The organism is Streptomyces sp. NPDC001406, assembly GCF_042895285.1.
GTDB lineage: Bacteria > Actinomycetota > Actinomycetes > Streptomycetales > Streptomycetaceae > Streptomyces.
The window spans coordinates 45,008-66,040 of the sequence record NZ_JBIAWG010000023.1; the positions used below are offsets into that span (position 1 = coordinate 45,008).

At 70.5% G+C, this 21,033-nt stretch carries 26 protein-coding genes; 22 read left to right on the forward strand and 4 right to left on the reverse strand.

Annotated features, from left to right (window positions below; all coding sequences use genetic code 11):
• Positions 1-2: 2 nt before the first annotated feature.
• The 7 genes from ACFY1J_RS40195 (at position 3) to ACFY1J_RS40225 (ending at position 4,395) form a co-directional block, all read left to right on the forward strand.
• The gene (locus ACFY1J_RS40195) at positions 3-257 is read left to right on the forward strand and encodes a MoaD/ThiS family protein (RefSeq protein WP_263210273.1); all 255 of its coding nucleotides are present in this window, start codon (positions 3-5) and stop codon (positions 255-257) included.
• A 3-nt stretch (positions 258-260) separates the two neighbouring features.
• Positions 261-1,556 carry a hypothetical protein gene (locus ACFY1J_RS40200; RefSeq protein ID WP_390732957.1) on the forward strand — a complete coding sequence of 432 codons (1,296 nt, stop codon included), beginning with the start codon at positions 261-263 and terminating at the stop codon, positions 1,554-1,556.
• Between the two features lie 98 nt (positions 1,557-1,654).
• Positions 1,655-2,350 (forward strand): DUF2993 domain-containing protein, encoded by a 696-nt coding sequence (locus tag ACFY1J_RS40205; RefSeq protein WP_390732958.1) that lies wholly within the window; start codon positions 1,655-1,657, stop codon positions 2,348-2,350.
• A gap of 232 nt (positions 2,351-2,582) precedes the next feature.
• A complete protein-coding gene (locus ACFY1J_RS40210) occupies positions 2,583-2,663 on the forward strand; it encodes an Ms5788A family Cys-rich leader peptide (RefSeq protein ID WP_350751515.1) in 81 nt (26 codons plus the stop codon).
• A 133-nt stretch (positions 2,664-2,796) separates the two neighbouring features.
• Positions 2,797-3,642, forward strand: a complete 846-nt coding sequence (locus ACFY1J_RS40215) for a sulfurtransferase (RefSeq protein ID WP_390712123.1) — start codon at positions 2,797-2,799, stop codon at positions 3,640-3,642.
• Between the two features lie 42 nt (positions 3,643-3,684).
• Positions 3,685-3,972, forward strand: coding sequence for a DUF1416 domain-containing protein (locus tag ACFY1J_RS40220; RefSeq protein ID WP_150956794.1), 288 nt, complete (start codon positions 3,685-3,687; stop codon positions 3,970-3,972).
• A gap of 165 nt (positions 3,973-4,137) precedes the next feature.
• On the forward strand, positions 4,138-4,395 hold the full coding sequence (locus ACFY1J_RS40225) for a DUF3099 domain-containing protein (RefSeq protein WP_263210269.1): 258 nt from the start codon (positions 4,138-4,140) through the stop codon (positions 4,393-4,395).
• Positions 4,396-4,439: 44 nt separating this feature from the next.
• Here ACFY1J_RS40225 and ACFY1J_RS40230 read toward each other — a convergent pair whose 3' ends face one another.
• On the reverse strand, positions 4,440-4,802 hold the full coding sequence (locus tag ACFY1J_RS40230; RefSeq protein ID WP_390712122.1) for a DsrE family protein: 363 nt from the start codon (positions 4,800-4,802) through the stop codon (positions 4,440-4,442).
• Between the two features lie 119 nt (positions 4,803-4,921).
• Between ACFY1J_RS40230 and ACFY1J_RS40235 the strand changes: the two genes are divergently transcribed.
• The 6 genes from ACFY1J_RS40235 to ACFY1J_RS40260 all read left to right on the forward strand — a co-directional run bounded on the left by ACFY1J_RS40235 (position 4,922) and on the right by ACFY1J_RS40260 (position 9,584).
• Complete coding sequence (locus ACFY1J_RS40235) at positions 4,922-5,668, forward strand: hypothetical protein (protein ID WP_390732959.1); 747 nt, start codon at positions 4,922-4,924, stop codon at positions 5,666-5,668.
• Positions 5,665-6,495 carry a hypothetical protein gene (locus ACFY1J_RS40240; protein ID WP_390732960.1) on the forward strand — a complete coding sequence of 277 codons (831 nt, stop codon included), beginning with the start codon at positions 5,665-5,667 and terminating at the stop codon, positions 6,493-6,495. The genes ACFY1J_RS40235 and ACFY1J_RS40240 overlap by 4 nt, the downstream gene beginning before the upstream one ends.
• A complete protein-coding gene (locus ACFY1J_RS40245) occupies positions 6,492-7,358 on the forward strand; it encodes a hypothetical protein (RefSeq protein ID WP_390712119.1) in 867 nt (288 codons plus the stop codon). The genes ACFY1J_RS40240 and ACFY1J_RS40245 overlap by 4 nt, the downstream gene beginning before the upstream one ends.
• A gap of 220 nt (positions 7,359-7,578) precedes the next feature.
• Positions 7,579-8,154, forward strand: a complete 576-nt coding sequence (locus tag ACFY1J_RS40250) for an FABP family protein (RefSeq protein WP_390712118.1) — start codon at positions 7,579-7,581, stop codon at positions 8,152-8,154.
• Positions 8,155-8,170: 16 nt separating this feature from the next.
• Complete coding sequence (locus ACFY1J_RS40255) at positions 8,171-8,608, forward strand: transcriptional repressor (protein WP_363300740.1); 438 nt, start codon at positions 8,171-8,173, stop codon at positions 8,606-8,608.
• A 10-nt stretch (positions 8,609-8,618) separates the two neighbouring features.
• Positions 8,619-9,584 (forward strand): YgfZ/GcvT domain-containing protein, encoded by a 966-nt coding sequence (locus ACFY1J_RS40260; RefSeq protein ID WP_390732961.1) that lies wholly within the window; start codon positions 8,619-8,621, stop codon positions 9,582-9,584.
• 19 nt (positions 9,585-9,603) lie between these two features.
• Here the strand turns inward: ACFY1J_RS40260 and dtd are convergent, their stop codons facing one another.
• Positions 9,604-10,029: a D-aminoacyl-tRNA deacylase gene (gene dtd, locus ACFY1J_RS40265; protein WP_363300737.1), complete on the reverse strand. Its 426-nt coding sequence runs from the start codon at positions 10,027-10,029 to the stop codon at positions 9,604-9,606.
• Between the two features lie 158 nt (positions 10,030-10,187).
• Between dtd and ACFY1J_RS40270 the strand changes: the two genes are divergently transcribed.
• From ACFY1J_RS40270 to ACFY1J_RS40280, 3 genes are all read left to right on the forward strand, one after another.
• Positions 10,188-10,835 (forward strand): aerial mycelium formation protein, encoded by a 648-nt coding sequence (locus ACFY1J_RS40270; RefSeq protein ID WP_390712116.1) that lies wholly within the window; start codon positions 10,188-10,190, stop codon positions 10,833-10,835.
• An 83-nt stretch (positions 10,836-10,918) separates the two neighbouring features.
• Positions 10,919-12,172, forward strand: a complete 1,254-nt coding sequence (locus ACFY1J_RS40275; protein ID WP_390732962.1) for a GNAT family N-acetyltransferase — start codon at positions 10,919-10,921, stop codon at positions 12,170-12,172.
• Between the two features lie 346 nt (positions 12,173-12,518).
• Entirely contained in the window at positions 12,519-13,436 is a 918-nt protein-coding gene (locus tag ACFY1J_RS40280) for a winged helix-turn-helix domain-containing protein (protein WP_390732963.1), read from the forward strand.
• Here the strand turns inward: ACFY1J_RS40280 and ACFY1J_RS40285 are convergent.
• Complete coding sequence (locus ACFY1J_RS40285) at positions 13,431-13,619, reverse strand: hypothetical protein (protein WP_363300733.1); 189 nt, start codon at positions 13,617-13,619, stop codon at positions 13,431-13,433. The genes ACFY1J_RS40280 and ACFY1J_RS40285 overlap by 6 nt on opposite strands.
• 163 nt (positions 13,620-13,782) lie before the next feature.
• On the opposite strand from ACFY1J_RS40285, the gene ACFY1J_RS40290 reads away from it, so the two are divergent.
• The 5 genes from ACFY1J_RS40290 (at position 13,783) to ACFY1J_RS40310 (ending at position 19,403) form a co-directional block, all read left to right on the forward strand.
• Positions 13,783-14,661, forward strand: a complete 879-nt coding sequence (locus ACFY1J_RS40290) for a FadR/GntR family transcriptional regulator (RefSeq protein ID WP_390732964.1) — start codon at positions 13,783-13,785, stop codon at positions 14,659-14,661.
• Between the two features lie 29 nt (positions 14,662-14,690).
• Complete coding sequence (locus ACFY1J_RS40295) at positions 14,691-15,416, forward strand: HAD family hydrolase (protein ID WP_390732965.1); 726 nt, start codon at positions 14,691-14,693, stop codon at positions 15,414-15,416.
• Positions 15,417-15,573: 157 nt separating this feature from the next.
• Complete coding sequence (locus ACFY1J_RS40300; protein WP_390732966.1) at positions 15,574-16,641, forward strand: phosphotransferase; 1,068 nt, start codon at positions 15,574-15,576, stop codon at positions 16,639-16,641.
• Between the two features lie 53 nt (positions 16,642-16,694).
• Entirely contained in the window at positions 16,695-17,306 is a 612-nt protein-coding gene (locus ACFY1J_RS40305) for a TetR/AcrR family transcriptional regulator (protein ID WP_390732967.1), read from the forward strand.
• A gap of 42 nt (positions 17,307-17,348) precedes the next feature.
• Entirely contained in the window at positions 17,349-19,403 is a 2,055-nt protein-coding gene (locus ACFY1J_RS40310; protein ID WP_390732968.1) for a HelD family protein, read from the forward strand.
• A 33-nt stretch (positions 19,404-19,436) separates the two neighbouring features.
• On the opposite strand, the gene ACFY1J_RS40315 is transcribed toward ACFY1J_RS40310, so the two are convergent.
• On the reverse strand, positions 19,437-20,279 hold the full coding sequence (locus tag ACFY1J_RS40315; protein WP_390732969.1) for a nitroreductase/quinone reductase family protein: 843 nt from the start codon (positions 20,277-20,279) through the stop codon (positions 19,437-19,439).
• 230 nt (positions 20,280-20,509) lie between these two features.
• Here ACFY1J_RS40315 and ACFY1J_RS40320 point away from each other — a divergent pair, with 230 nt between their 5' ends.
• Positions 20,510-21,007, forward strand: coding sequence for an HAD domain-containing protein (locus tag ACFY1J_RS40320; protein WP_390712107.1), 498 nt, complete (start codon positions 20,510-20,512; stop codon positions 21,005-21,007).
• Positions 21,008-21,033 lie beyond the last annotated feature (26 nt).

The following is a 21,033-nucleotide window of genomic DNA, read 5'->3' on the forward strand; positions in this document are numbered from 1 at the left end:
AGATGGCAAAGGTCACGGTGCGCTATTGGGCCGCCGCGAAGGCCGCGGCCGGGGTCGCCGAGGAGCCGTACGACGCGGCGACCCTCGCCGAGGCGCTGGACGCGGCGCGTGAGCGACACCCCGGCGAACTGGCGCGCGTGCTGCTGCGATGCTCGTTCCTCATCGACGGTGACCCCGTGGGCACCCGCGGACATGAGACGGTACGGCTGGCCGAGGGCGGCACGGTCGAGGTGCTCCCGCCGTTCGCAGGAGGGTGAGCGATGACCGATCAGCCGTATGAGGGCGGGCCCTACGAGGGGCAGCAGGGGTACCAGGGGTATCAGGGGTATCAGGGCTACGGGGGGCACGACCCGTATCAGCAGCAGGCACCGCAGGCGGCGGCTCCGCAGGCATGGCCGGAGCAGAACGGGTACGACCAGGCCGGTCATGGTCAGATGGGCCACGACCAGGCCGGATACGGTCAGCCGGGTTACGGCCAGGCCGGTTACGACCAGTCGGGTTACGGCCAGGCCGGTTACGACCAGTCGGGGTACGACCAGCAGCAGTACACGCAGCAGTGGCAGGGCCAGACCTGGGAGACGCAGACGCACGCGCCGGTCCAGCAGCCGGTTCAGCAGCCGCTCCAGCCGCAGGTGTCCGCCGCGGAGACGTCGTACCTGCCGCCGCAGAGCTACGAGCAGCCGCCTGTGGCTCCTGCGGCTCCCGCCACTGCTTCCGCTCCCGTCCGACCCGAGCCCACCGTCGGCCAGGCCGAGGCGGATCCCGCCTACGGTCCCGCCACCCTCGCCGGCAACTCCCGCGTCACGGACGCCCAGCGCGCCCGTATGGAGGGCCGCTCCCCGATCATCGAGCCCGGTATGCAGCCCGCCGCACTGACGGCGCTGCTCGGGCTGCTCCTCGCCGTCACGGCGGCCGTCGGCTCGTACGCGCTGGTCGTGCCGCTGGTGCTGCTCCAGGCGCTCACGGCCGCGGGCTGGTTCCGGCTGAACGGCATGTGGCCGGCGCGGCAGGGCATCGCCCTGGCGTTCGCGGGGGCGCTGACGGCGGACGTGGCGGTGCTGGCGGCGGGCCGCGACCACGCGCCGGCCGCGATCCTCGGCCCGCTCGGTGTGTGGGTCCTGCTCTCCCTCGTCCTCCAGCTCCGCTCGCACGCCTCGCCGGACGAGCGGATGTACGGCCTGATGGCGACGGTCGCCTCGTCGGCGCTGGCGATCATCGCCACCGGTTTTCTGGGAGCCGACGCGCACGCGGCCTCGGTGGGCGCCGCCGCGGTGGCGGTGGCCGTCCTGGCCCGGGCTCTCCCGCTGCCCACTCCCGCCTCCGTGACGGTCTCCGTCCTCGCGGCGGCGGGCGCGGGCATCGCGGTGGGCGGGATGACGGGCATGGGCGCGAAGGGCGCGCTGCTGGGAGCGGCCGCGGCGGCCTGTGCCCTGGTCGGCCACCGTGTCGCGAGCTACGACTACCCCTCCCGCTTCGTCCACTTCACCGCGGGCGTGGCCCTCCCGCTGTCGGCGGCGGCACCGGTGGTCTGGGTACTGGGCCGGGCCCTGACCTGATCCCACGTCACAGGTGATCGACAATTTCCCGGTGCCCGAGCCCCGCAGGGTTAGCGTTGAGGACCGTTGAAGTCCGTCGACCCGGGGGAACAACACCCATGCGAGCGCTGCGAATATTCCTGATCGTCGTCGTGATCATCGGCGGCCTCTTCGTGATCGCGGACCGCGTCGCCGTGCACTTCGCCGAGGGGGAGGCCGCGGACAAGCTGAAGGCGACGGAGAGCCTCGCCGCCACCCCGGACGTGTCCATCAAGGGCTTCCCGTTCCTCACCCAGGTCGCGGGCGGCTCCCTGGACGACGTCGAGGTCGGCATCAAGGACTACGAGGCGGCCACGGGCAACGGCGCCGAGAAGATCCGTATCGACGACCTGAAGGCCCATATGAAGGGCGTCGACTTCTCCGGCGACTACAGCTCCGCCACGGCGGCCGACGCGTCCGGCACCGCGACGATCGCCTACGACCAGCTGCTGAACGCGGTCAAGAACGACCCGGTCGACCTGCCCCTGGGCGCCACCGGCAAGGTGACCAGCCTCTCCTACGGTGGCAACGGCAAGGTCCGGGCCACGGTCGTGGTCGCGGGCGTGCCGCTCCCGGTGCTCGGCACGGTCACGGCCCAGGGCAACACGGTGAAGGTGCATGCCGACGGTCTGCCCAGGTTCGGCAACCAGGCGCTGGACGTCTCCGAGGTGAAGATCGACCAGCTGCCCGGCGGAATCAAGCTGGACAAGGTGCAGGCGGCGAAGGACGGCGTGGAGATCACGGTGAAGGGTTCGAACGTCAAGCTGGCCGGGTAGGACGGACACCGTCCCGGACTCCCGTCGGGTCCCCGTCGGACCCCCGTCGGCCCCTTCCGTCCGAAAGGCGAGACGGCGGCGTCCGTACCGCAGATGTGACGACCGATACAGGCGCCCGGAGGCCGTGCAATCATGGCCCGGGCGCCCAACTGTTCCCACATCGTGGACGATCGCGTCTCAAAATACGACACACCGGTGACACGCCCGGCTGTCCGTCCCTACGATCGAGCCCATGAAGCGACAGGCGGATCTCACGAAGCGGCGGGCAGTAGACCTGTGCCGCGTTGCCGCCATGCTCTGTCGCCCCTTCTGAAGCGGGAGCGGCCACTCGGCCCTCCGCATTCCCAGCCGCCCAGCTCAGGGCACCCGTGCGTCGCTCCGCCCTGGAGTGCGCACACCCCTCTCACTTGCACGCCCCGCCGCAACTGCCCCGGAGGAGAAAGAGCATGAGCCGCAGCGACGTCCTCGTCGACGCCGACTGGGTCCAGGACCACCTGGACGACCCGAGCGTCGCCATCGTCGAGGTGGACGAGGACACGTCCGCCTACGAGAAGAACCACATCAAGAACGCGATCCGCATCGACTGGACCAAGGATCTGCAGGACCCGGTCCGTCGTGACTTCATCGACCAGGAGGGCTTCGAGAAGCTCCTGTCGAAGAAGGGCATCGCCAACAACACCCTCGTGATCCTCTACGGCGGCAACAACAACTGGTTCGCGTCCTACGCCTACTGGTACTTCAAGCTGTACGGCCACGAGAACGTCAAGCTCCTCGACGGCGGCCGCAAGAAGTGGGAGCTGGACGCCCGCGAGCTGGTCGACGGCTCCGAGCTGCCCGAGCGCGCCACGACCGACTACAAGGCCAAGGCGCAGGACACCTCGATCCGCGCCTTCCGCGACGACGTGGTCGCCGCGATCGGCGCGCAGAACCTGGTCGACGTCCGCTCGCCCGACGAGTTCTCCGGCAAGCTGCTCGCCCCGGCGCACCTGCCGCAGGAGCAGTCGCAGCGCCCGGGTCACGTCCCGACCGCCCGCAACATCCCGTGGTCGAAGAACGCCAACGACGACGGCACCTTCAAGTCGGACGACGAGCTCAAGGAGCTCTACGCCGAGGAGAACGTCGACCTGGCCAAGGACACCATCGCCTACTGCCGCATCGGTGAGCGCTCCGCGCTGACCTGGTTCGTGCTGCACGAGCTGCTCGGCGTCCAGAACGTCAAGAACTACGACGGCTCCTGGACCGAGTACGGCTCCCTCGTCGGCGTGCCGATCGAGCTCGGCGCCAACAAGTAGTCGACCCCGACCGACCTCTCAAGACCTCTTCAGGAGAAAGACATGTGTGGAGCGAAGGCCGGCGGCCCGGACCCCTCGACGATCAAGCCCGGTGAGACCACGATCCAGGGGCAGGTGACCCGCGACGGCGAGCCGGTGGTGGGCTACGTCCGCCTCCTCGACTCGACCGGTGAGTTCACCGCGGAGGTCCCGACCTCCGCCACCGGACAGTTCCGCTTCTACGCGGCCGAGGGCACCTGGACCGTGCGCGCCCTCGTGCCCGGCGCCACCGCCGACCGCACGGTCGTCGCCCAGCAGGGCGGCCTGGCGGAGGTCGCGATCGCGGTCTGACGAAGACCCCGTACGGCCGAGGGCCGCACCCCACCGGGTTGGACGCCCGGGGTGCGGCCCTCCGGCATGTCCGGGCCCGCGACGGTCGTGCCGGGCGGTCGTCTCCGACAGTTTCGGCCCTGCGGTGGCCGTGCTGAGCGGTCGTCTCCGACCTACCCTTGACCTATGTACGCGCGGCGGCGCCACCTGTATTTCGCCATGATGGGGACCTGTGTCGGGCTTTTCGTCCTGGCGTGGGCCGTTGTGCGCCTCTGGTCGATTCCGGCGGCGGTGGGCATGTGCGTGGTGGCCATGGTCATCCCGCCGCTCGCCGCGATCGTCGCCAACCGCCGCGGGCCCGAGGACCGCTGGTGGGACGATCCGTCGGGCGACCCGCAGTCCGACGAGTGGTGGGACGAGCTGGACGGAAAGAAGCGCCACTAGAGACCAGTGGGGGCCACTGTGGTCTCCGGTCGTCTCATCCCGTCTCAGTAGACGAGCGCCTGCGTCTCGTCCCCGAGTGCCTCCTGCACGAAGACCTGGGCGCCCGCGATCCGTACGCCCTTGATGACGTCCTTCTCCGTGATCTCCCGGCGGGCCGCGCACTGCGTGCACAGGGTGACGGTCCCGCCCGCCAGGATCGCGTCGAGCAGATCGGGCAGCGGGGCCGCGTGCGGCAGTTCGAACTCGGCGGCCCGCCCCGGCAGCGCGAACCACGAGGACTCACCGGTCAGCCACAGGGAGACGTCGACCCCACTGGCCACGGCCACCGAGGCGACCGTGAAGGCCTGCGAGCAGCGTTCGGGTGCGTCGGCCCCGGCGGTCACCTTGATCACGAGCTTCTTCGCCATGGCTGAATCGTAATCAACTCCCGTGCAACCCCGGATGTTACCCATGGGTCTCCTGTGCGGCGCGGTGACGGAGGCCGCGATTCCTGTCCTCTGGGGGGACCCACTTGGAAGTGCCAGAAGTGCCAGAAGTATCCGAAACGGCAGTACCCGAACCTCCCGTTCGGCGGCGCGGCCGCACCGCGCTGCTGATCGCCGGTGCCGCCGCGCTCGGCCTGGTGGCCGGTACCTGCGCCGGCTATCTCGTCCAGGCCGACCGCGAGCCCACCAAACTGCCCCCGCTGTCGCAGCCGGCGCTCGCGCAGGCGAAGGGCAAGGGCCCCGAACCCCTGTCGGCGGCCCAGGACCACAAGGTCGTGACCGACGGAGACCTGCGCAAGCTGCTGCTGAAGCGGCCCGGCAACGCCCGCAAGGCCCTGTACACCGTGGGCAATGACGGCTGGATGAGCCTCGCGGACTACGCGGACACGTTCAAGAAGCCCCAGAACGCCTTCGGCAACCTCATCGGCGAGGAGTTCCGGCGCGCCGCCGTCACCAACTGGCGCGAGGGCAGCACGTACAACGTGGAGATCCGCCTGGTCCAGTACCGCCAGGAGGAGAAGCTCGCGGCCCACGACGCGGCCGACGACGCCTACTACTGGGCGGAGAAGCAGGGCGGCAGCGACAGCTGGCCGATCCCCGGCACCGGCGACGGCATGGCGTACGTCCACCACAAGCCCGACCGCGCGGCCGGGTACGTGGACGTGTACGAGGCCGAGGCGCACGCCTGGCGAGGTGACATCGCCATGGAGGTCTGGGTCTTCGACACGAAGCCGATCCCGAAGAAGAAGATCATGGACCTGGCGAAGCGCCAGTTGGAGCGGCTGTGAGCGACAACTCCGTGAACCCCGAGGTCACTGGTAACCCCCAGCCCGCCCAGGAACAGCCCGTCCAGGAGAAGCCCGCCCGTAACCGGCGTCGTATCGCCGCCGTCGCAGGAACCGCCGTCCTGCTCGCCGCGGTCGTCGCGGGGGCCGGCTACACCGTCGTGACCGTGAACGGCGCCGACCGGGATCCGGGAGCCCCCGGCTGGCGCTTCCCGAAGAGCGGCAAGGACAAGGAGAAGGCGGCCGAGGCCACCGGGCTGCAGGGCATGCTCCTGCCCTACGGCACGGAGGCCTTCGGCCGTGGCCCGGACATCGGTGAGTTCGGCTCCGACGCCGAGCTGTCCGGCGTCCAGGCCACTGCCATGCGCAAGGAGTCGATCAAGGACCTGCCCCGCTCCCAGCGCCAGCAGCTGGAGCGGTTGATCGACAAGCAGAAGATCAAGGGCATGGCGATGCGCAGCTACCTGAGCACCGAGCACCCCGCCGACTCCACCGCCTACTCGGACCACGCCTACACGGTCGACATCGTGCTGTCGCAGATGGAGAACCAGCGGACCGTGCGCTCCATCGCCACGATCCAGCAGGAGTTCTTCGACGCCATGAAGATCTTCCGCAAGGGCCCGGAGATCGAGGGCCACAAGAACGCCGCCTGCTTCCTTCCGCCGGCGGACAAGAGCGAGAAGCTCGACATGATGGTCTGCTCCGCGTACGTGGGTGACGTGCTGGTCAGCGCCACCGCGACCGGCGGCAAGCCACTGGACAAGAAGGGCGTGGCGCTGTTGCTGCGCGAGCAACTGGACCGCATCAAGGACCCGGGGGAGGCGGTATGACCGAGCAGCAGCAGGCCGAGCAGCAGCAGGCCGAGGTGCCGCCGCTTCCCGGGGAGCCGCCCCTCGTACCACCCCCGGTGGACGCCCCCCGGCCGCCGAAGGACCGTCGTGTCCTGCGCGCCGCCCTGCGCTGGACCGCCGCGGTCGTCGTGTTCGCCGCGGTCGGGGCGGGGACGGCGTACGGCATCACGCGCATGGAGCGTACGGACGTGCCCGGTCTCGCCACCGGGTCGGACGGCCGCTGGGACTACCCGGAACTGGTGAAGCCGCCGCTCCCGGCCGGCCGCCCGGGACCGGCCGCCGAAGCGAACAAGTCGGGCACCCACTACGCCGACCTGCGCAAACTGGTGCTGCCCGCGCCGAAGGGCGCGAAGGCCGACGGCACGCTGCGCGGCACGGACGGCTGGCTGGCGAGGAAGGACTTCCTGGCGCAGTACAGCAAGGAGGAGGAGCGCAAGGAGCTCGGGCAGACGCTGACCGACTATGGCCTGCGGCACATCACGGCCCGCGGCTGGACGACGGCCGACGGTACGCACACCGGCGTCTACCTCCTCCAGTTCGACACGGCGGAGGTCGCGGAGCACGTGCTCAGCGACGGGCTCACGGCGTACGAGGCGCCGAAGTACCAGGTGCGGGGCGGCGACACGTACGAGCGGGACCTGGACTACCCGGTGGCCGCCCACAGCAGCGACGTGCACACAGCCCCGATCCGCGAGACCAAGCCGTACGGCGCCGAGCAGGTCCGGATGGCCTACCTCTCCTCCGGCGACACCGTCGCCGTGATCATCCAGTCCCGCAAGGGCAGGGCGCTCGCCGTCCCCTTCCAGCAGACGGTGGCCCTGCAGGGCGAGCTGCTGAGCTGACCTCGCCAAGAGCCCGGGGGCCCGGCCGCGTAAGCTGGGCCCCGGCTCTGTGTATGTGTACGCCCACCCTCGCTCAAGGAGCACCCCGTGGAGATCTTCTTCGAAACCCTGTTGGTCCTGGTCTGTGTCGGCGTTCTCGCCTTCGCCGGGCTGACCGTGAAGAAGCTGTACCAGGGCCAGCGCTGACCCCCGTCCGGAAACTGGCTAGGAACCGCCCCTCATGATCGAGATTCCGTCCGACCTCCACAAGGACCTGGTCCCGCTCGCCTTCCTCCTGGGCAACTGGGCCGGCGCGGGCGTGCACGACTTCCCGGGCTCGGAGAAGTGCAACTTCGGGCAGGAGGTCACCTTCACCCACGACGGGCGGGACTTCCTGGAGTACCACTCCCACACCTGGGTGCTGGACAACGGCGGGAACAAGGTCCGCCCGCTGGAGTCCGAGTACGGCTTCTGGCGGATCGACGCCGACCGCAAGGTCGAGGTCACGATGACCCGCGACGACGGCGTCATCGAGATCTGGTACGGCGAGATGGCCGCCAAGAAGCCGCAGATCGACCTGGTCACGGACACGGTGGCACGCACGGCGGAGGCGCGGCCCTACAGCGGCGGCCAGCGCCTGTACGGCTACGTCAAGAGCGACCTCATGTGGGTCGGCGAGAAGCAGACCCCCGAGGTAGAGCTGCGCCCCTACATGTCGGCCCACCTGAAGAAGGTCGTCACCCCGGAGGACGTCGAGCGCTGGGCCAAGGCCCTGCCCGACGACATGCCGGACGACGGGATCGCTTTCTTCAAGTAGTCCTAGACTCTCTGGTGTGGTGAGCACCGACTGGAAGAGCGACCTCAGGCAGCGCGGCTACCGGCTGACGCCGCAGCGGCAACTCGTGCTCGAAGCCGTGGACACCCTTGAGCACGCGACCCCCGACGACATCCTCGTGGAAGTGAGGAAGACGGCGTCGGGGGTCAACATTTCCACGGTGTACCGCACGCTGGAGCTGCTGGAGGAGCTCGGTCTCGTCTCGCACGCCCACCTCGGCCACGGCGCCCCGACCTATCACCTCGCGGACCGCCACCACCACATCCACCTGGTCTGCCGGGACTGCCAGAACGTCATCGAGGCCGATGTCGACGTGGCGGCCGACTTCAGGGCCAAGCTCCGTGAGACCTTCGGCTTCGACACGGACATGAAGCACTTCGCGATCTTCGGTCGCTGCAAGGACTGCACGCTCAAGCGTTCAATTACCAAGTCGTAGGCTTACGGATATGAAGAGCCCCCTGCTGTCCCTGCCCGGCGCCGTCCCCGCCGAGGGCGTGGACGAAGGCGTCGCCGCCCACTACGGCGACCTGTTCCGTGAGCAGCGTGCCCTCGCCGACGGCACCGGCTTCGTCGACCTCTCCCACCGCGGTGTCGTCACCGTCACCGGCGAGGACCGGCTGAGCTGGCTGCACCTCCTGCTCACCCAGCACGTCAGCGAGCTACCCGTGGGCGAGGCCACCGAGGCGCTGATCCTGTCGGCGCACGGCCACATCGAGCACGCGCTGTACCTGGTGGACGACGGCACGACGGTCTGGGCCCATGTGGAGCCCGGCACCCAGGACGAGCTGATCGCGTACCTGGAGTCGATGAAGTTCTTCTACCGGGTCGAAGTGGCCGACCGGACCGACGACTTCGCGCTCGTCCATCTGCCGGCCGGTTCGATCGCCGAGGTCCCCGAGGGGGTCGTCGTACGCGAGACGGCGTACGGCCGTGACCTCTTCCTGCCCCGCGCGGATCTGGAGTCGTACGCCGAGGAGGCGGGTCCGGCGGCCGGGATCCTCGCCTACGAGGCGCTGCGCGTGGAGCACCACCGCCCGCGTGTCGGCTTCGAGACCGACCATCGCACGATCCCGCACGAGCTGGGCTGGATCGGCGTCGCGGTCCATCTGCAGAAGGGCTGCTACCGCGGCCAGGAGACGGTCGCCCGCGTCCAGAACCTGGGCAAGCCCCCGCGCCGGCTGGTCTTCCTCCACCTGGACGGCAGCGACGTCCATCTGCCGGTGCACGGCACCGAGCTCCGGCGCGCGGACGAGGGTCCCGAGGGCCGCAAGATCGGCTTCATCACCACGTCCGTACGCCACCACGAGCTGGGCCCGATCGCCCTGGCCCTGGTCAAGCGGAACGTGCCGGTGGACGCCCCGCTGGTGGCGGGGGACACGGCGGCCGCCCAGGAGACGGTCGTCGAGCCGTAGCGGCCCGGCCGCGAGCGGCCTAGACCTCGATCAGTACGGTGAACGGGCCGTCGTTCGTCAGCGAGACCCGCATCCGCGCGCCGAACCGGCCCGTCGCCACCGTCGCGCCCAGCGAGCGCAGCTGCGCGACCACCTCGTCGACGAGCGGTTCGGCGACATCGCCGGGGGCGGCCGCGTTCCAGGTGGGGCGGCGGCCCTTACGGGCGTCTCCGTACAGGGTGAACTGGCTGATCACGAGCAACGGCGCGTTGATGTCGCTGCACGACTTCTCCTCGTGCAGCATGCGGATCGACCAGAGCTTGCGGGCGAGCTGGGCCGCCTTCTCCTTGGTGTCCTCGTGGGTCACCCCGACCAGGACGCACAGCCCCTCGCCCTCGATCGCCCCGACCGTCTCGCCGTCCACGACGACGCTCGCGCCGTCCACCCTCTGCACCACTGCACGCATGCCGACCATCATGCCGGGTGCCGCATCCGCGTTCACGGGGGGTCGATTTTTGATCCTTAACCCCACATCTGGGGCCGTTCGGGGGCACTCGGTCACATAGCGGCCACTCGGGGTGGCACGATGCTTCCGTACGCCGGTCGAGGGGACGGTTGAGGCAGATGAGCACACCGAGTACCGGGCAGCCGCCCGGGGCGGTCGCGGCCGCCCACGCGGGCGACCCGGACACGCACCGGCCGCCCGCGCAGCGCAGCGACAGCACGCCGCTGCCCGCGGAGTCCTCCCCGAGTCCGTCGAGCGCGGGATACCCCCAGTCGCACGGCCTGACCCTGCTGAGCCTGCCGGAGCTGCGCGCCCTGCGCCGGGACGCCCAGCGCGACGAGGCGGATCTCAGCTATGTGCGGCGGCTGTTGCAGGGGCGCATCGACATCCTGCGCGCGGAACTGTCCCGCCGCGGGGCGGCCTCGCTGGTGGCCCCCGAGGACGCTTCCGTGGTGGCCCGGCTCCCCGAGATCCTCACCGACGCCCCGGCCCGGCACCGTTCCTCGGCCCGCCATGTGACCCTGGGCACGCCGCACAACGAGGAGTACCGGCAGCTGGCCGCCGAGATGCTCGCCGAGGTCGAGCTCTCCGATCTGCAGGCCCGCACCGACCTGGAACTGAACGCCGCGATGGGCCGCCTCGTCCGCTACGAGCAGCAGGTCTCCCGCCGCCGCCAGCACCTCCAGCGCACGACCGACGACTGCAGCGCGGAGATCGCACGGCGGTACCGGGACGGAGAGGCGCAGGTGGACGACCTGCTGACGTGAGGGGCGCGGCGGTGGTGAGGACCGGTGGGCGGGCGGTCGAAATCCCCGCGACACCCCGGCCGCCGTACACCTACCGTGACCCCATGAGCCGCCCCGCCGCAGACATCGACGTCCGTCCCGTCACCGAAGCCGATTTCGCCGACTGGCACCGCGCGCTGAACACCGGGTTCCTGCGGGAGCCGACCCTGACGCAGGAGCAACTGGAGGCCCGCCGACACCAGTTCGTCCCCGGCCGCCTCCTCGGCGCCTTCGACGGCGACCGGTGTGTCGCGACGTTCCGTTCCTTCGCCCAGGAACTCACGGCCGTGGGCGGCGCGGTCGTCCCCGCCGACGCCATCTCCAACGTCACCGTCAGCCCCACCCACCGTCGCCGGGGCCTGCTCACCCGCATGATGAGCCGGGACCTGGCCGCCGCGAAGGACCGCGGGGACGTGGTCGCCACCCTCATCGCCGCCGAGTACCCGATCTACGGCCGCTACGGCTTCGGCCCCGCCACCTGGACGACCGAGTGGACCGTGGACGTGTCCCGCGCCGGTCTGGACCCCCGCTGGTCGGGCCCGGAGGACGGCGGCCGTATCGACCTCGTCGACGGCGAGGAGGTGCGCAAGACCGGTCCGGAACTCCATGAGCGCATACGCCGCACCCAGCCCGGTGCCGTCAGCCGCGGCGAGTTGTGGTGGCGGGTGCAGACGGGTGCCGTGCGCTTCGGGGGCGAGTGGACCGAGCCCTTCTACGCCGCCTACCGCTCCCCGTCCGGCGAGGTCGAGGGCCTGGTGTCGTACAAGTCGGACGACAACTGGGTCGGCAAGCTGCCGAAGAACACGGCCGAGGTGAACTGGCTGCTCGCGACGACCCCGGCGGCCGAGCGCGCCCTGTGGCGCTACCTCTGCTCGATCGACTGGATCACCCGGGTCAAGAGCGGCTGGCGGGCCCCCGACGACCTGCTCCCCTTCTTCCTGCCCGATCCGCGCGCGGCCGAGGTCACCACGCAGGGCGACTGGCTGTGGGTACGGATCCTGGACGTCGTACGGGCCCTGGAGGCGCGGACGTACGAGGCGACGGGCACGCTGGTGCTGGAGGTCGTGGACCGGCAGGGCCTGGCCGGCGGCCGCTACCGGCTGACGGCGTCACCCACGGGCGCGTCCTGCGCTCCGGCCACCGAGGAGCCCGAACTGGTGCTGGACGTCGCCGACTTGGCCACGCTGTGGCTCGGCGACGAGTCGGCGGCGCGGCTGCTGGCGCTGGGCCGGGTCCGGGAAGTACGAGAGGGCGCCGCCCGGCTGGCCGACGCCCTGCTGCACACGTCCAGGCGACCGTGGTGCCCGGACCTCTTCTGACGCCCCCTTCCTCCCGGCGGTGGTGAACTCATCTCATCCGTAGCGAGCTGTTGAGTTGTGGCTGTGCTGTCGATGTGAAGTTTTCGGTGTTCGGTTGTCGGTGTTGAGTTGTGGCTGTGCGTTCAGTTGTGGCTGTGCCTGTGGTGCCGCTGTGGTTCGTCACCGGCCGGTTCGGTCTTCCGGGCTCCCGGCTCCCCTCCGGAAGGGAGCCCGGTCGGCCAACCACCGGGAAGTTTGACCATGTTGCTTAAGTTGGTGACCAACTCAACTGTACTTATCTCCGCTTGGATGCGACTCATAACCACCTTCGCGTGAACTGCCGAAAGATGGCGGGAAGTTGTAGGGTTTGTGCGTGGACCCGGAACACGCCTCCGCCAATGGGCGGAAGAGGTCACAGCGGCCACAGAAGTCACATCGCGAGGTGGCCGACGAGTTGCGCACCCGGATCAGGTCCGGCCTGCTGCAGCCGGGTCAGCGCATGCCCACTCAGGCCAAGCTGGCCGACGAGTTCGGCGTGGAGCGCGGAGCCGTACGCCTGGCGCTGCGCATCCTGCAGTCGGAGCACCTGCTCACCGACGTGACGAAGGGCAGCCCGGCCACGGTGGCCCCGGATCCGGGCCTGCCCCCGCTCACGGCCGGCCCCGGGGCTCCTCCGCAGCCCACCATGGTGGCCCTGGCCTCCCGGACGGCCGCCGCCTTCGCCGCCCCGCACGTCGAGATCGACGCCCTGTGCCTGACCTCCGTCTCGCTCACGCTGGCGATCGGCGAACCGCTGCGCCAGATCCACGCCGGGCGACTGAAACCGGCCAAGGTCGACGTCCGGGTCCTGCTGCCGAGCCGCTCCATCGACCTCGCTTTCCCGGCGCCGGTGGACGACGCCTCGGTCGCGGGTCTGCTGCACCGGCGCTGGCTGGCCCAGCGCAACGCCCAGGGCCAGGTCCTGAAGCACAACCTGCTGGCGCTGCGCGCCACGCACGGCATGGATGTGCACGTCTCCTTCCGCGCGCTGCCGTTCACGCCGCCGGTGAAGCTGTATCTGCTCAACGGCACGGAGGCGCTGTTCGCGTACTACACGCTGACCCGGCGCGAACGGGAGATCGAGCACGAGCACCTGGAGATGTACGACGCGGAGGGCACCCGGTCGATGCTGTTCGCCTTCGAACAGGGTGCCGGCCCGCGGGACACGACGTTCGTGGAGCAGTCCCACCTGTGGTTCAACGCACTGTGGGAGACGATCAGCACGGAACTCGTGCTGACGTCATAGGGCGGGCCCCGCGAGCAGGATCGCGAGGAGCACGGCCCCGGCGGAGCTGACGGCGGGGCTCTTGGCCTTGATGCCGATGCTGAACAGCAGCAGGCCGACAATGCCGGTGGCACCGTACTTCCACTGGACGAGCTGCTCGAAGCCGACGACGAAGACGGCGGAGATGAGAGCGAGGGCAGGCACGATGATTCCCCCTTCGGGCTGCCGGTGTGCGGAGACAAGGGAAGCAAAACTTCCGCCAACTCAACCAAGTTGGCAACCAACTCTGACTAAGTTGTCCCCACTTGGTGGCTACTCATAAACAACTTTCGGACAACTCCCCTTAGATGGATCAGAGTTGTAACGTTTGGTCGTGACTCAGGAGAACGTGGCAGTGAACGGCAGCAGAAGGCTCACTCCCGAGGAGATCGCCGACACCCTGCGGGAGCGCATCCGCGTCGGCGAACTCAAGGCGGGGGACCGCCTGCCCACCCAGGCCGAGCTCGCCGAGGAGTTCGGCGTGGAGCGCGGCGCCGTACGCCAGGCCCTGCGGTCGCTCCAGGCGGACGGCCTCCTCAGCAACGTCAGCAAGGGCAGCCCGCCGCGGATCGCGGAGCCGGCACCCGCCCTGGACGAGCCCCAGCCCACGATGGTCGGCCTCGGACCCCGTCTGGCGGAGGCCTTCTCGACATCGCGGGTCCGGGTCGACGCGGTCTGCCTCACGGCCGAGAGCCTGATCCCGGCACTCGGCGAACCCCTGCGTCAGATCCATGAGGGCCGCATCTGCCCGGAGACGATCGACGTCCGCATCCTGCTCCCGTCCCGGGACATCAATCTGGCCTTTCCGGTGCCCGTCGAGGGCCGCGGCGACGACGACCCCGTCCACCAGCGCTGGCTGGCGATGCGCAATGCCCAGGGCCAGGTCCTGCAGTACAACCTCCAGGCCCTGCGCTCCACGCACGACATCGACGTGCATGTCACCTTCCGCGCGCTGCCGTTCACCCCGCCGGCGAAGCTCTACCTGCTCAACGGCGCGGAGGCACTCTTCGCGTACTACATGGTCACCCGCCGCGCGGAGTCGACGGACGGCGGAACCCTCGACATGTACGACGTGCTGGGCTCCAAGTCCCTCCTCTTCTCCTTCGAGAAGCGCAGAGGCGCGCGGGACGAGGCGTTCGTGGAGCAATCCCAGAAGTGGTTCGACGCCCTCTGGGAAACCATCTCGACGGACCTGACACTCTCCTAGTGACTTCTGATACGCAGCAGACTGCACCGATGGTGGCGGGAACGGAGACCGAGGCGGAGATCGAGACGGCGGGGCTTCGGGAACTCGTGGTGCGCGCACGGGTGGTCCTGTGGGACTTCGACGGGCCGATCTGCCGGCTGTTCGCCGGTCACTCGGCGCACCGCGTGGCCCGCGAACTGGTGGAGTGGCTCGAAGGGCGCGGCATGCGCCGGCTGCTCACGGACGACGAACGGGCGGCCCCGGACCCCCATGTGGTCCTGCGCGCCGTGGACCGGCTGCATCCGCGCAGCGACCTGGTGATCGAGCTGGAGGAACGTCTCACCCAGGAGGAACTGCGCGCCGTTCCGTCCGCGATGCCCACCCCCTACGCGGACCCGTTGATCCGTACCTGGTCGGCCGTCGGTGTCCGGCTGGCCGTGGCGACGAACAACTCCCCGCGCACCGTCCGCACCTACCTCGGGAGCCGTGACCTGCTCGGCTGCTTCGCCCCGCACATCTACGGCCGGACCGCGGAGCTGCACCGTCTCAAGCCGCACCCGCACTCCCTCAACCGCGCGCTGAGGGCCGCGGGCGCCGACCCCGCCGCGGCCCTGATGATCGGCGACTCCCCCTCGGACCTCACCGCCGCCCAGGAGGCCGGGGTCTCGTTCCTGGGCTACGCACGCAACGAGCGCAAGGCGAAGCTTCTGGTGGATGCCGGAGCGGAGCACGTCGTCGGGTCGCTCCAGCCCGTACTGGACGCGCTCCGGCGATAACCTCACGCCCGCGCCATGACGCGCGCTCCGGGGTTCGCCCGCAGGCTCGGTCCTTCCCGCCGAATGAGCGGTTCTCCGCCACTGCTCGAGTCCCGTGGAGTAACGTGCCTCCACCCTTGCCCCACTGGTTCCACCGGAAATGGCCTGAATCCAGAGAATGACTCCGAGAACGGTCTCCGACGTTCGGCTGCGGGCCGACGAGTTGAGTGGCGACGCGACCGTGGTGATCGGCCCGCTGGAGGGCTACCACCACGAGACGTACGTCTTTCCGCTGCCGGACGGGACGCGGGTCGTCAAGTGCCGTGAGCCGCGGGCGCACATCCTGTGGTTCGACCGGCGCTGCTTCGTGTCGGAGGAGGAGCTGCTGTGCGCCCTGGCGGGGCGCATCGCGCGCGTGCCCGAGATCGTCGACATGGAGGGCGTGGGGCTGCAGCGGTTCATCGAGGGCCGGACCCTCGGCGCATCGCGCCGGCTGTCCCGGCGGGTGCCCGAAGCGTTCTTCGGCCAAATCGTCGGCCTGTTCCGGGAGATGGTGCGGATCACGCCGGCCGAGCTCGGCTCCGTGGAGCGCCGCTGCGCTCCCGAGGACCGTGCCGAGGACGGGGACAGCGACGGATTCCTGGAGCGTCTCGTCGTCTTCATCGAGGAGCACGTCTACGCGAGGAACGCCGCGGAGTTCGGACCGCTGTTCCATGCCCTCGGCGTCGGCGAGGAAGCGTTCACTCGCCTCAGGAAGCATGTCGCGGGGCTGAAGGAGCGGCCCTTCTGTCTGCTGCACGCGGATCTGCACCGCGAGAACTTCATCGTCGACCCGCAGGGCCTGCTGTGGACCATCGACTGGGAACTGGCCATGCTGGGCGACCCCCTCTACGACCTGGCGACCCATCTGCACCTCATGCGCTACCCGGCGGACCAGGAACTCCGTATGACACATGAGTGGTGCCGGGCCGTGGAGGGGGTCCGGCCGGGCAGTTCCTACGGATGGGCACAGGACCTGGGGCGGATCCTCGGCTTCAAACGGGCGCAGTCCGTCTTCACGGACGTCGTCCGGGTGTCGCTCTCGCTGTCCGAACGGGGTGAGCCCAGCTGGTTCGCGCTGCACGGAGCCGCGGGCAAACTCCAGCGGGTCCTGATCGCCGCGGCCGAGCCGCTCGGGCTGGAGGAGGTGCCGAGCCGCTCGGAGATCACGGCCGCGCTCGTCCGGCACCACCGGGACCGACGGTGACCGCTCCGGCTCGACGGTCCGACCTCGGGTGCGGCGGTGCGTAGGCTCGGCGCATGGGTGAGGAGATGGGCCTGCGTGAGCGCAAGAAGATGCGGATGTACCAGGAGGTGTCCGCGGTCGCCGTGCGGCTCTTCATGGAGAAGGGGTTCGACGCGGTGTCGGTCGCGGAGGTCGCCGCCGCGGCCGGGATCTCCAAGCCCACCCTCTTCCGGTACTTCCCGGCCAAGGAGGACCTCGTCCTGCAGCAGATCGCCGACCACGAGGGAGAGGCGGCGCGGGTGGTGACCGGGCAGGTGCGGCCGGTCGACGCGCTGCGGCGGCACTTTCTCGACGGGCTCGACCGGTGCGATCCGATCACCGGGCTCAACGACGACCCGGGCGTGCTCGCCTTCCACTCCCTTCTGTACGGGACTCCGGCGCTGGTCGCGCGGCTGTACGGGTACCTGGAGCGATCGGAGGACGCGCTGGCCGAGGCGCTCGGCGGGGGGCTGGACGCGCGGCTCGCCGCCGCGCAGATCATCGCCGTGCAGCGGATCCTTGCGCAGGAGAACTGGCGGCGGGTGGTGGCCGGGGAAGGGGTGGAGCGGATCCGGGAGGACGCGGTGGCGGCGGCCGAGCGGGCGTTCGGACGGCTGGAGACCTTGATCGAGATCGAGACACGGTAAAGAATTTAACTCGGTTACATAATTTCGCGTACGGTGGCTCGCATGACGTCACCCCACCCCGCCCCCGACGACTCCCGGCACGACCTCCTCCGCCACTCCCTCCGCGACGAACGCGACTACCACGACGCCTGCCGCACCGCCCTCGCCGCCATGGTCGACGGCGCGGCCGAACAGGTCGTCACCGGCGAGGACGTCTCCGCCTCCGGTGCCGACGCCGAAGTCCTCGGGTACCAGCTGCGCAGCCGGGCCAAGGCGCTCACCGAACTGCCCGAAGGACCGTTGTTCTTCGGGCGGCTGGACTTCGGCGCGGGCGGCGGCGAGCACGGCGGGCAGCACTATCACGTCGGCCGGCTGCGGATCTCCGAGCATCCGGCCGCCCCGCCCCTCGTCGTCGACTGGCGTGCCCCGGTCTCCCGCGCCTTCTACCAGGCGAGCGCCCGCGACCCGCAGGGCGTGGCCGTACGGCGCCGGTTCGGCTGGGCGCCGGGCAGCCGCGGCGACTCCGCCGACCTCACCGGGATGGAGGACGAGCACCTGGGCAGGGGTGAGTCGGGGACCGGCGACTTCCTCGCCCGCGAGATCGAGCGGCCCCGCGTCGGGCCCATGCGGGACATCGCCGCGACCATCCAGCCCGAGCAGGACGACCTCGTACGCGGCGACATCTCCGGGTCCGTGTGCGTGCAGGGCGCCCCGGGCACCGGCAAGACCGCCGTGGGCCTGCACCGTGCCGCGTATCTGCTGTACACCCACCCGCAGCGCATCCGGCGCGGCGGACTGCTGATCCTCGGCCCGAACCGGACCTTCCTCTCCTACATCGCCGAGGTGCTGCCCTCCCTCGGCGAGACGGGCGTACGACAGTCCACCCTCCACGACGAGATCGCCCGCCACCCGGTGACCGGCACCGACTCCGAGCGGGCCGCGGCCGTCAAGCACGACGCGCGCATGGCCGAGGTGCTGCGCCGGTCGTTGTACGCGCGCGTGTCGGCCGACGGAGGCGAGTCCCTCTCCGTGGCGGACGACACGTACACCTGGCGCCTCCCGGCCCACCGGCTGGCGGAGATCGTGGCGGGGGTGAGGGCCGAGGAGCCGCCGTACGCCGTCGGGCGCGAGCGGGTGCGGGCCCGGGTGGTGCGCTCCATCCAGGCGCGGGCCGAACGCCGGGCCGGGCCGCAGCCGGGTGCCTGGGTGCGGCGGATCGAACGGGCGCGGGCGCTGAGCGCGTACCTCGACGCCGTGTGGCCGAAGGTCCGCCCCGAGGAGGTCGTGGCCGGACTCCTCATGGATCCGGGGGCGCTGGCGGAGGCCGCCGACGGGCTGCTGGACGCCGACGAGCAGGCGGCGCTGCGCTGGGCGCGGCCGCCGCGCTCGTACAAGTCCGCGCGCTGGTCGGCCGCCGACCTGGTTCTGCTCGACGAGGTCGCCGGGCTGATCGAACACCCCGAGGGGTACGGCCACATCGTCGTCGACGAGGCGCAGGACCTGTCGCCGATGGAGTGCCGGGCCATCGCGCGGCGGGCCTCCTTCGGTTCGCTGACCGTGCTCGGCGACCTGGCACAGGGCACCACCGCGTGGTCCGCGCGCCGGTGGGACGCACTGCTGCGGCACCTGGGCAAGCCGGATGCGGCCGTGGTCCCGCTGACGACGGGCTTCCGGGTGCCCGCGGCGGTCGTGGAGCTCGCCAACCGGCTGCTCGGACGGCTGGACGTCGACGTACCGGCGGCCCGCTCGATGCGGCGCGACGGGGAACTGCGCATCCGGCACACCGACGACGTCCTCGCCGAGACCGTGGCCGCCGTACGGGACGCGCTCACCCGGGAGGGTTCCGTCGGGGTCGTCGCGGCGGACGCGGAGGCGGCCCGGGTGCGGGAGGCGCTCACGGCCGCCGGCATCGGGGCCGCGGACCCGGGCGAACTGGGCGCCCGGGTCGCGGTGGTGCCCGCGTCCCTGGCCAAGGGCCTGGAGTACGACCATGTCGTGGCCGTGGAACCGGCCGCCGTGGCGGAGGCCGAGGAACGGGGGCTGCACCGCCTGTACGTGGTACTGACCCGGGCGGTGTCACGCCTGGACGTGGTGCACGGGCGGCCGCTGCCCTTCTAGCCCATCCGGGACCACAGCGGCCGCCCGTGCGGATCAGACGGCGTCGAGGAGCGGGACCAACTGCTCCTCCTCGTAAGTGAGGTGGGCCTCCAGCTCGTTCGTCAGCCGTTCCACCTCGGCGCGGGCGGCTGCCGGATCGGTGCCCGCGGCGGACACCGCCTCGCGCAGCCGCTCGACGAGGTCGGCGATGTGTTCGTGCTCCGTGCGCAGACGTTCCAGGACCGGGGCGAGCCGCGGGTGGAGGCCGGCGAGGTGCGGGAACAGGACGGTGTCCTCGCCGGTGTGGTGGTTGTGCAGGCCCTGGCAGAGGGTCAGGCAGTTGACGCGGAGCTGCGCGCCGAGCGTGGACCCGTTGCCGTCCGCCATCTCCTTGCGGATCAGGGCGAGTTCATGCCGGAAGGCGTTGTGGACGGCCCGGATCGCCTCGCCCGGTGACCCGGCGGAGATGTTCCCCGGGCCGCCCTCGGCGATGTTGTACAGCGCCACGACGGGAATCACCCGGTCCGTCTTCTCCTGGTACGCGGCCCAGCCCGGGTCGGCCTCGACCGCCCGCGCGAAAGCACGGTCGCGCTCCTCGCCGTCGAGCACGACGGCCCTCGCCTCGTAGGTGAACACACCGCTCTCGACGGTCACCCGGGGATGGGCGCGGAGGTTGTGGAACCAGTCCGGGTGCCGGAAGGAGCCGCCCGCCGAGGCGATGACCAGGACCCGGTCGCCGCCGTCGGGGAGGTAGCCGACCGGGGTGATGTGCGGGGTGCCGGTACGGGCGCCGGTGGTGGTCAGCAGGAGCAGGCGGGCGCCCTCGAAATGGCCGCCGACACGGCCGTGGCGGGCGCGGAACTCGTCGATTATTTGCTGGTTGAAGTCGTTGGGCACTCTTTCTTCTTTCTTCTTCCTCTGCGGATGTTGTCCGTGTGTGCGGAGGAAGAAGCGGCGGGCTCCTGGCCCACCCCGGCCTCACTCGGAGGCCGGGTACCCAACTCGCTCGCGGCCCGTGGCCGACCCGGCAGTCATGGCGAGGACGCTACCGTCCCCTTCATGACTGACGCCACCGAGTTCGCCGCCGGCCCGGCGCGAACGGATTCGATGGCTGATCCTGACTGGTGATGCTTCTCTTCCTCGACGTCGACGGCCCGCTGATCCCGTTCGGAGCGACGGACCGCCCGTATCCGGTCTACGAGGCGGCGGCCGTCCCTCCGCGGGCCGTCGCCGATCACCCGCTGCTGTCCCGGATCGATCCCGCCCTCGGCCCGCGGCTGGCGGCGCTGGGCTGCGAACTGGTGTGGGCCACCACATGGATGGACGACGCGAACGACGTCGTCTCGCCCTGGCTCGGCCTGCCCCCGCTGCCGGTCGTGGAGTGGCCGGACGAGGACGAGCCACCGTCCCTGCTGCACTGGAAGACCCGGCCCCTGGTCGCCTGGGCGGCCGACCGCCCGTTCGTCTGGCTCGACGACGAGATCACCGAGGCCGACCGCGCCTGGGTCGCCGCCCACCACCACAGACCCGCGCTCCTGCACCGCGTCGAACACTCCTACGGCATCACGGACACCGACCTCACGACGGTCACGGAGTGGCTGCGGACGAACAGCCGGTCCGCATGACGCCGGGCGGAGTCAGCCCGGCCCCT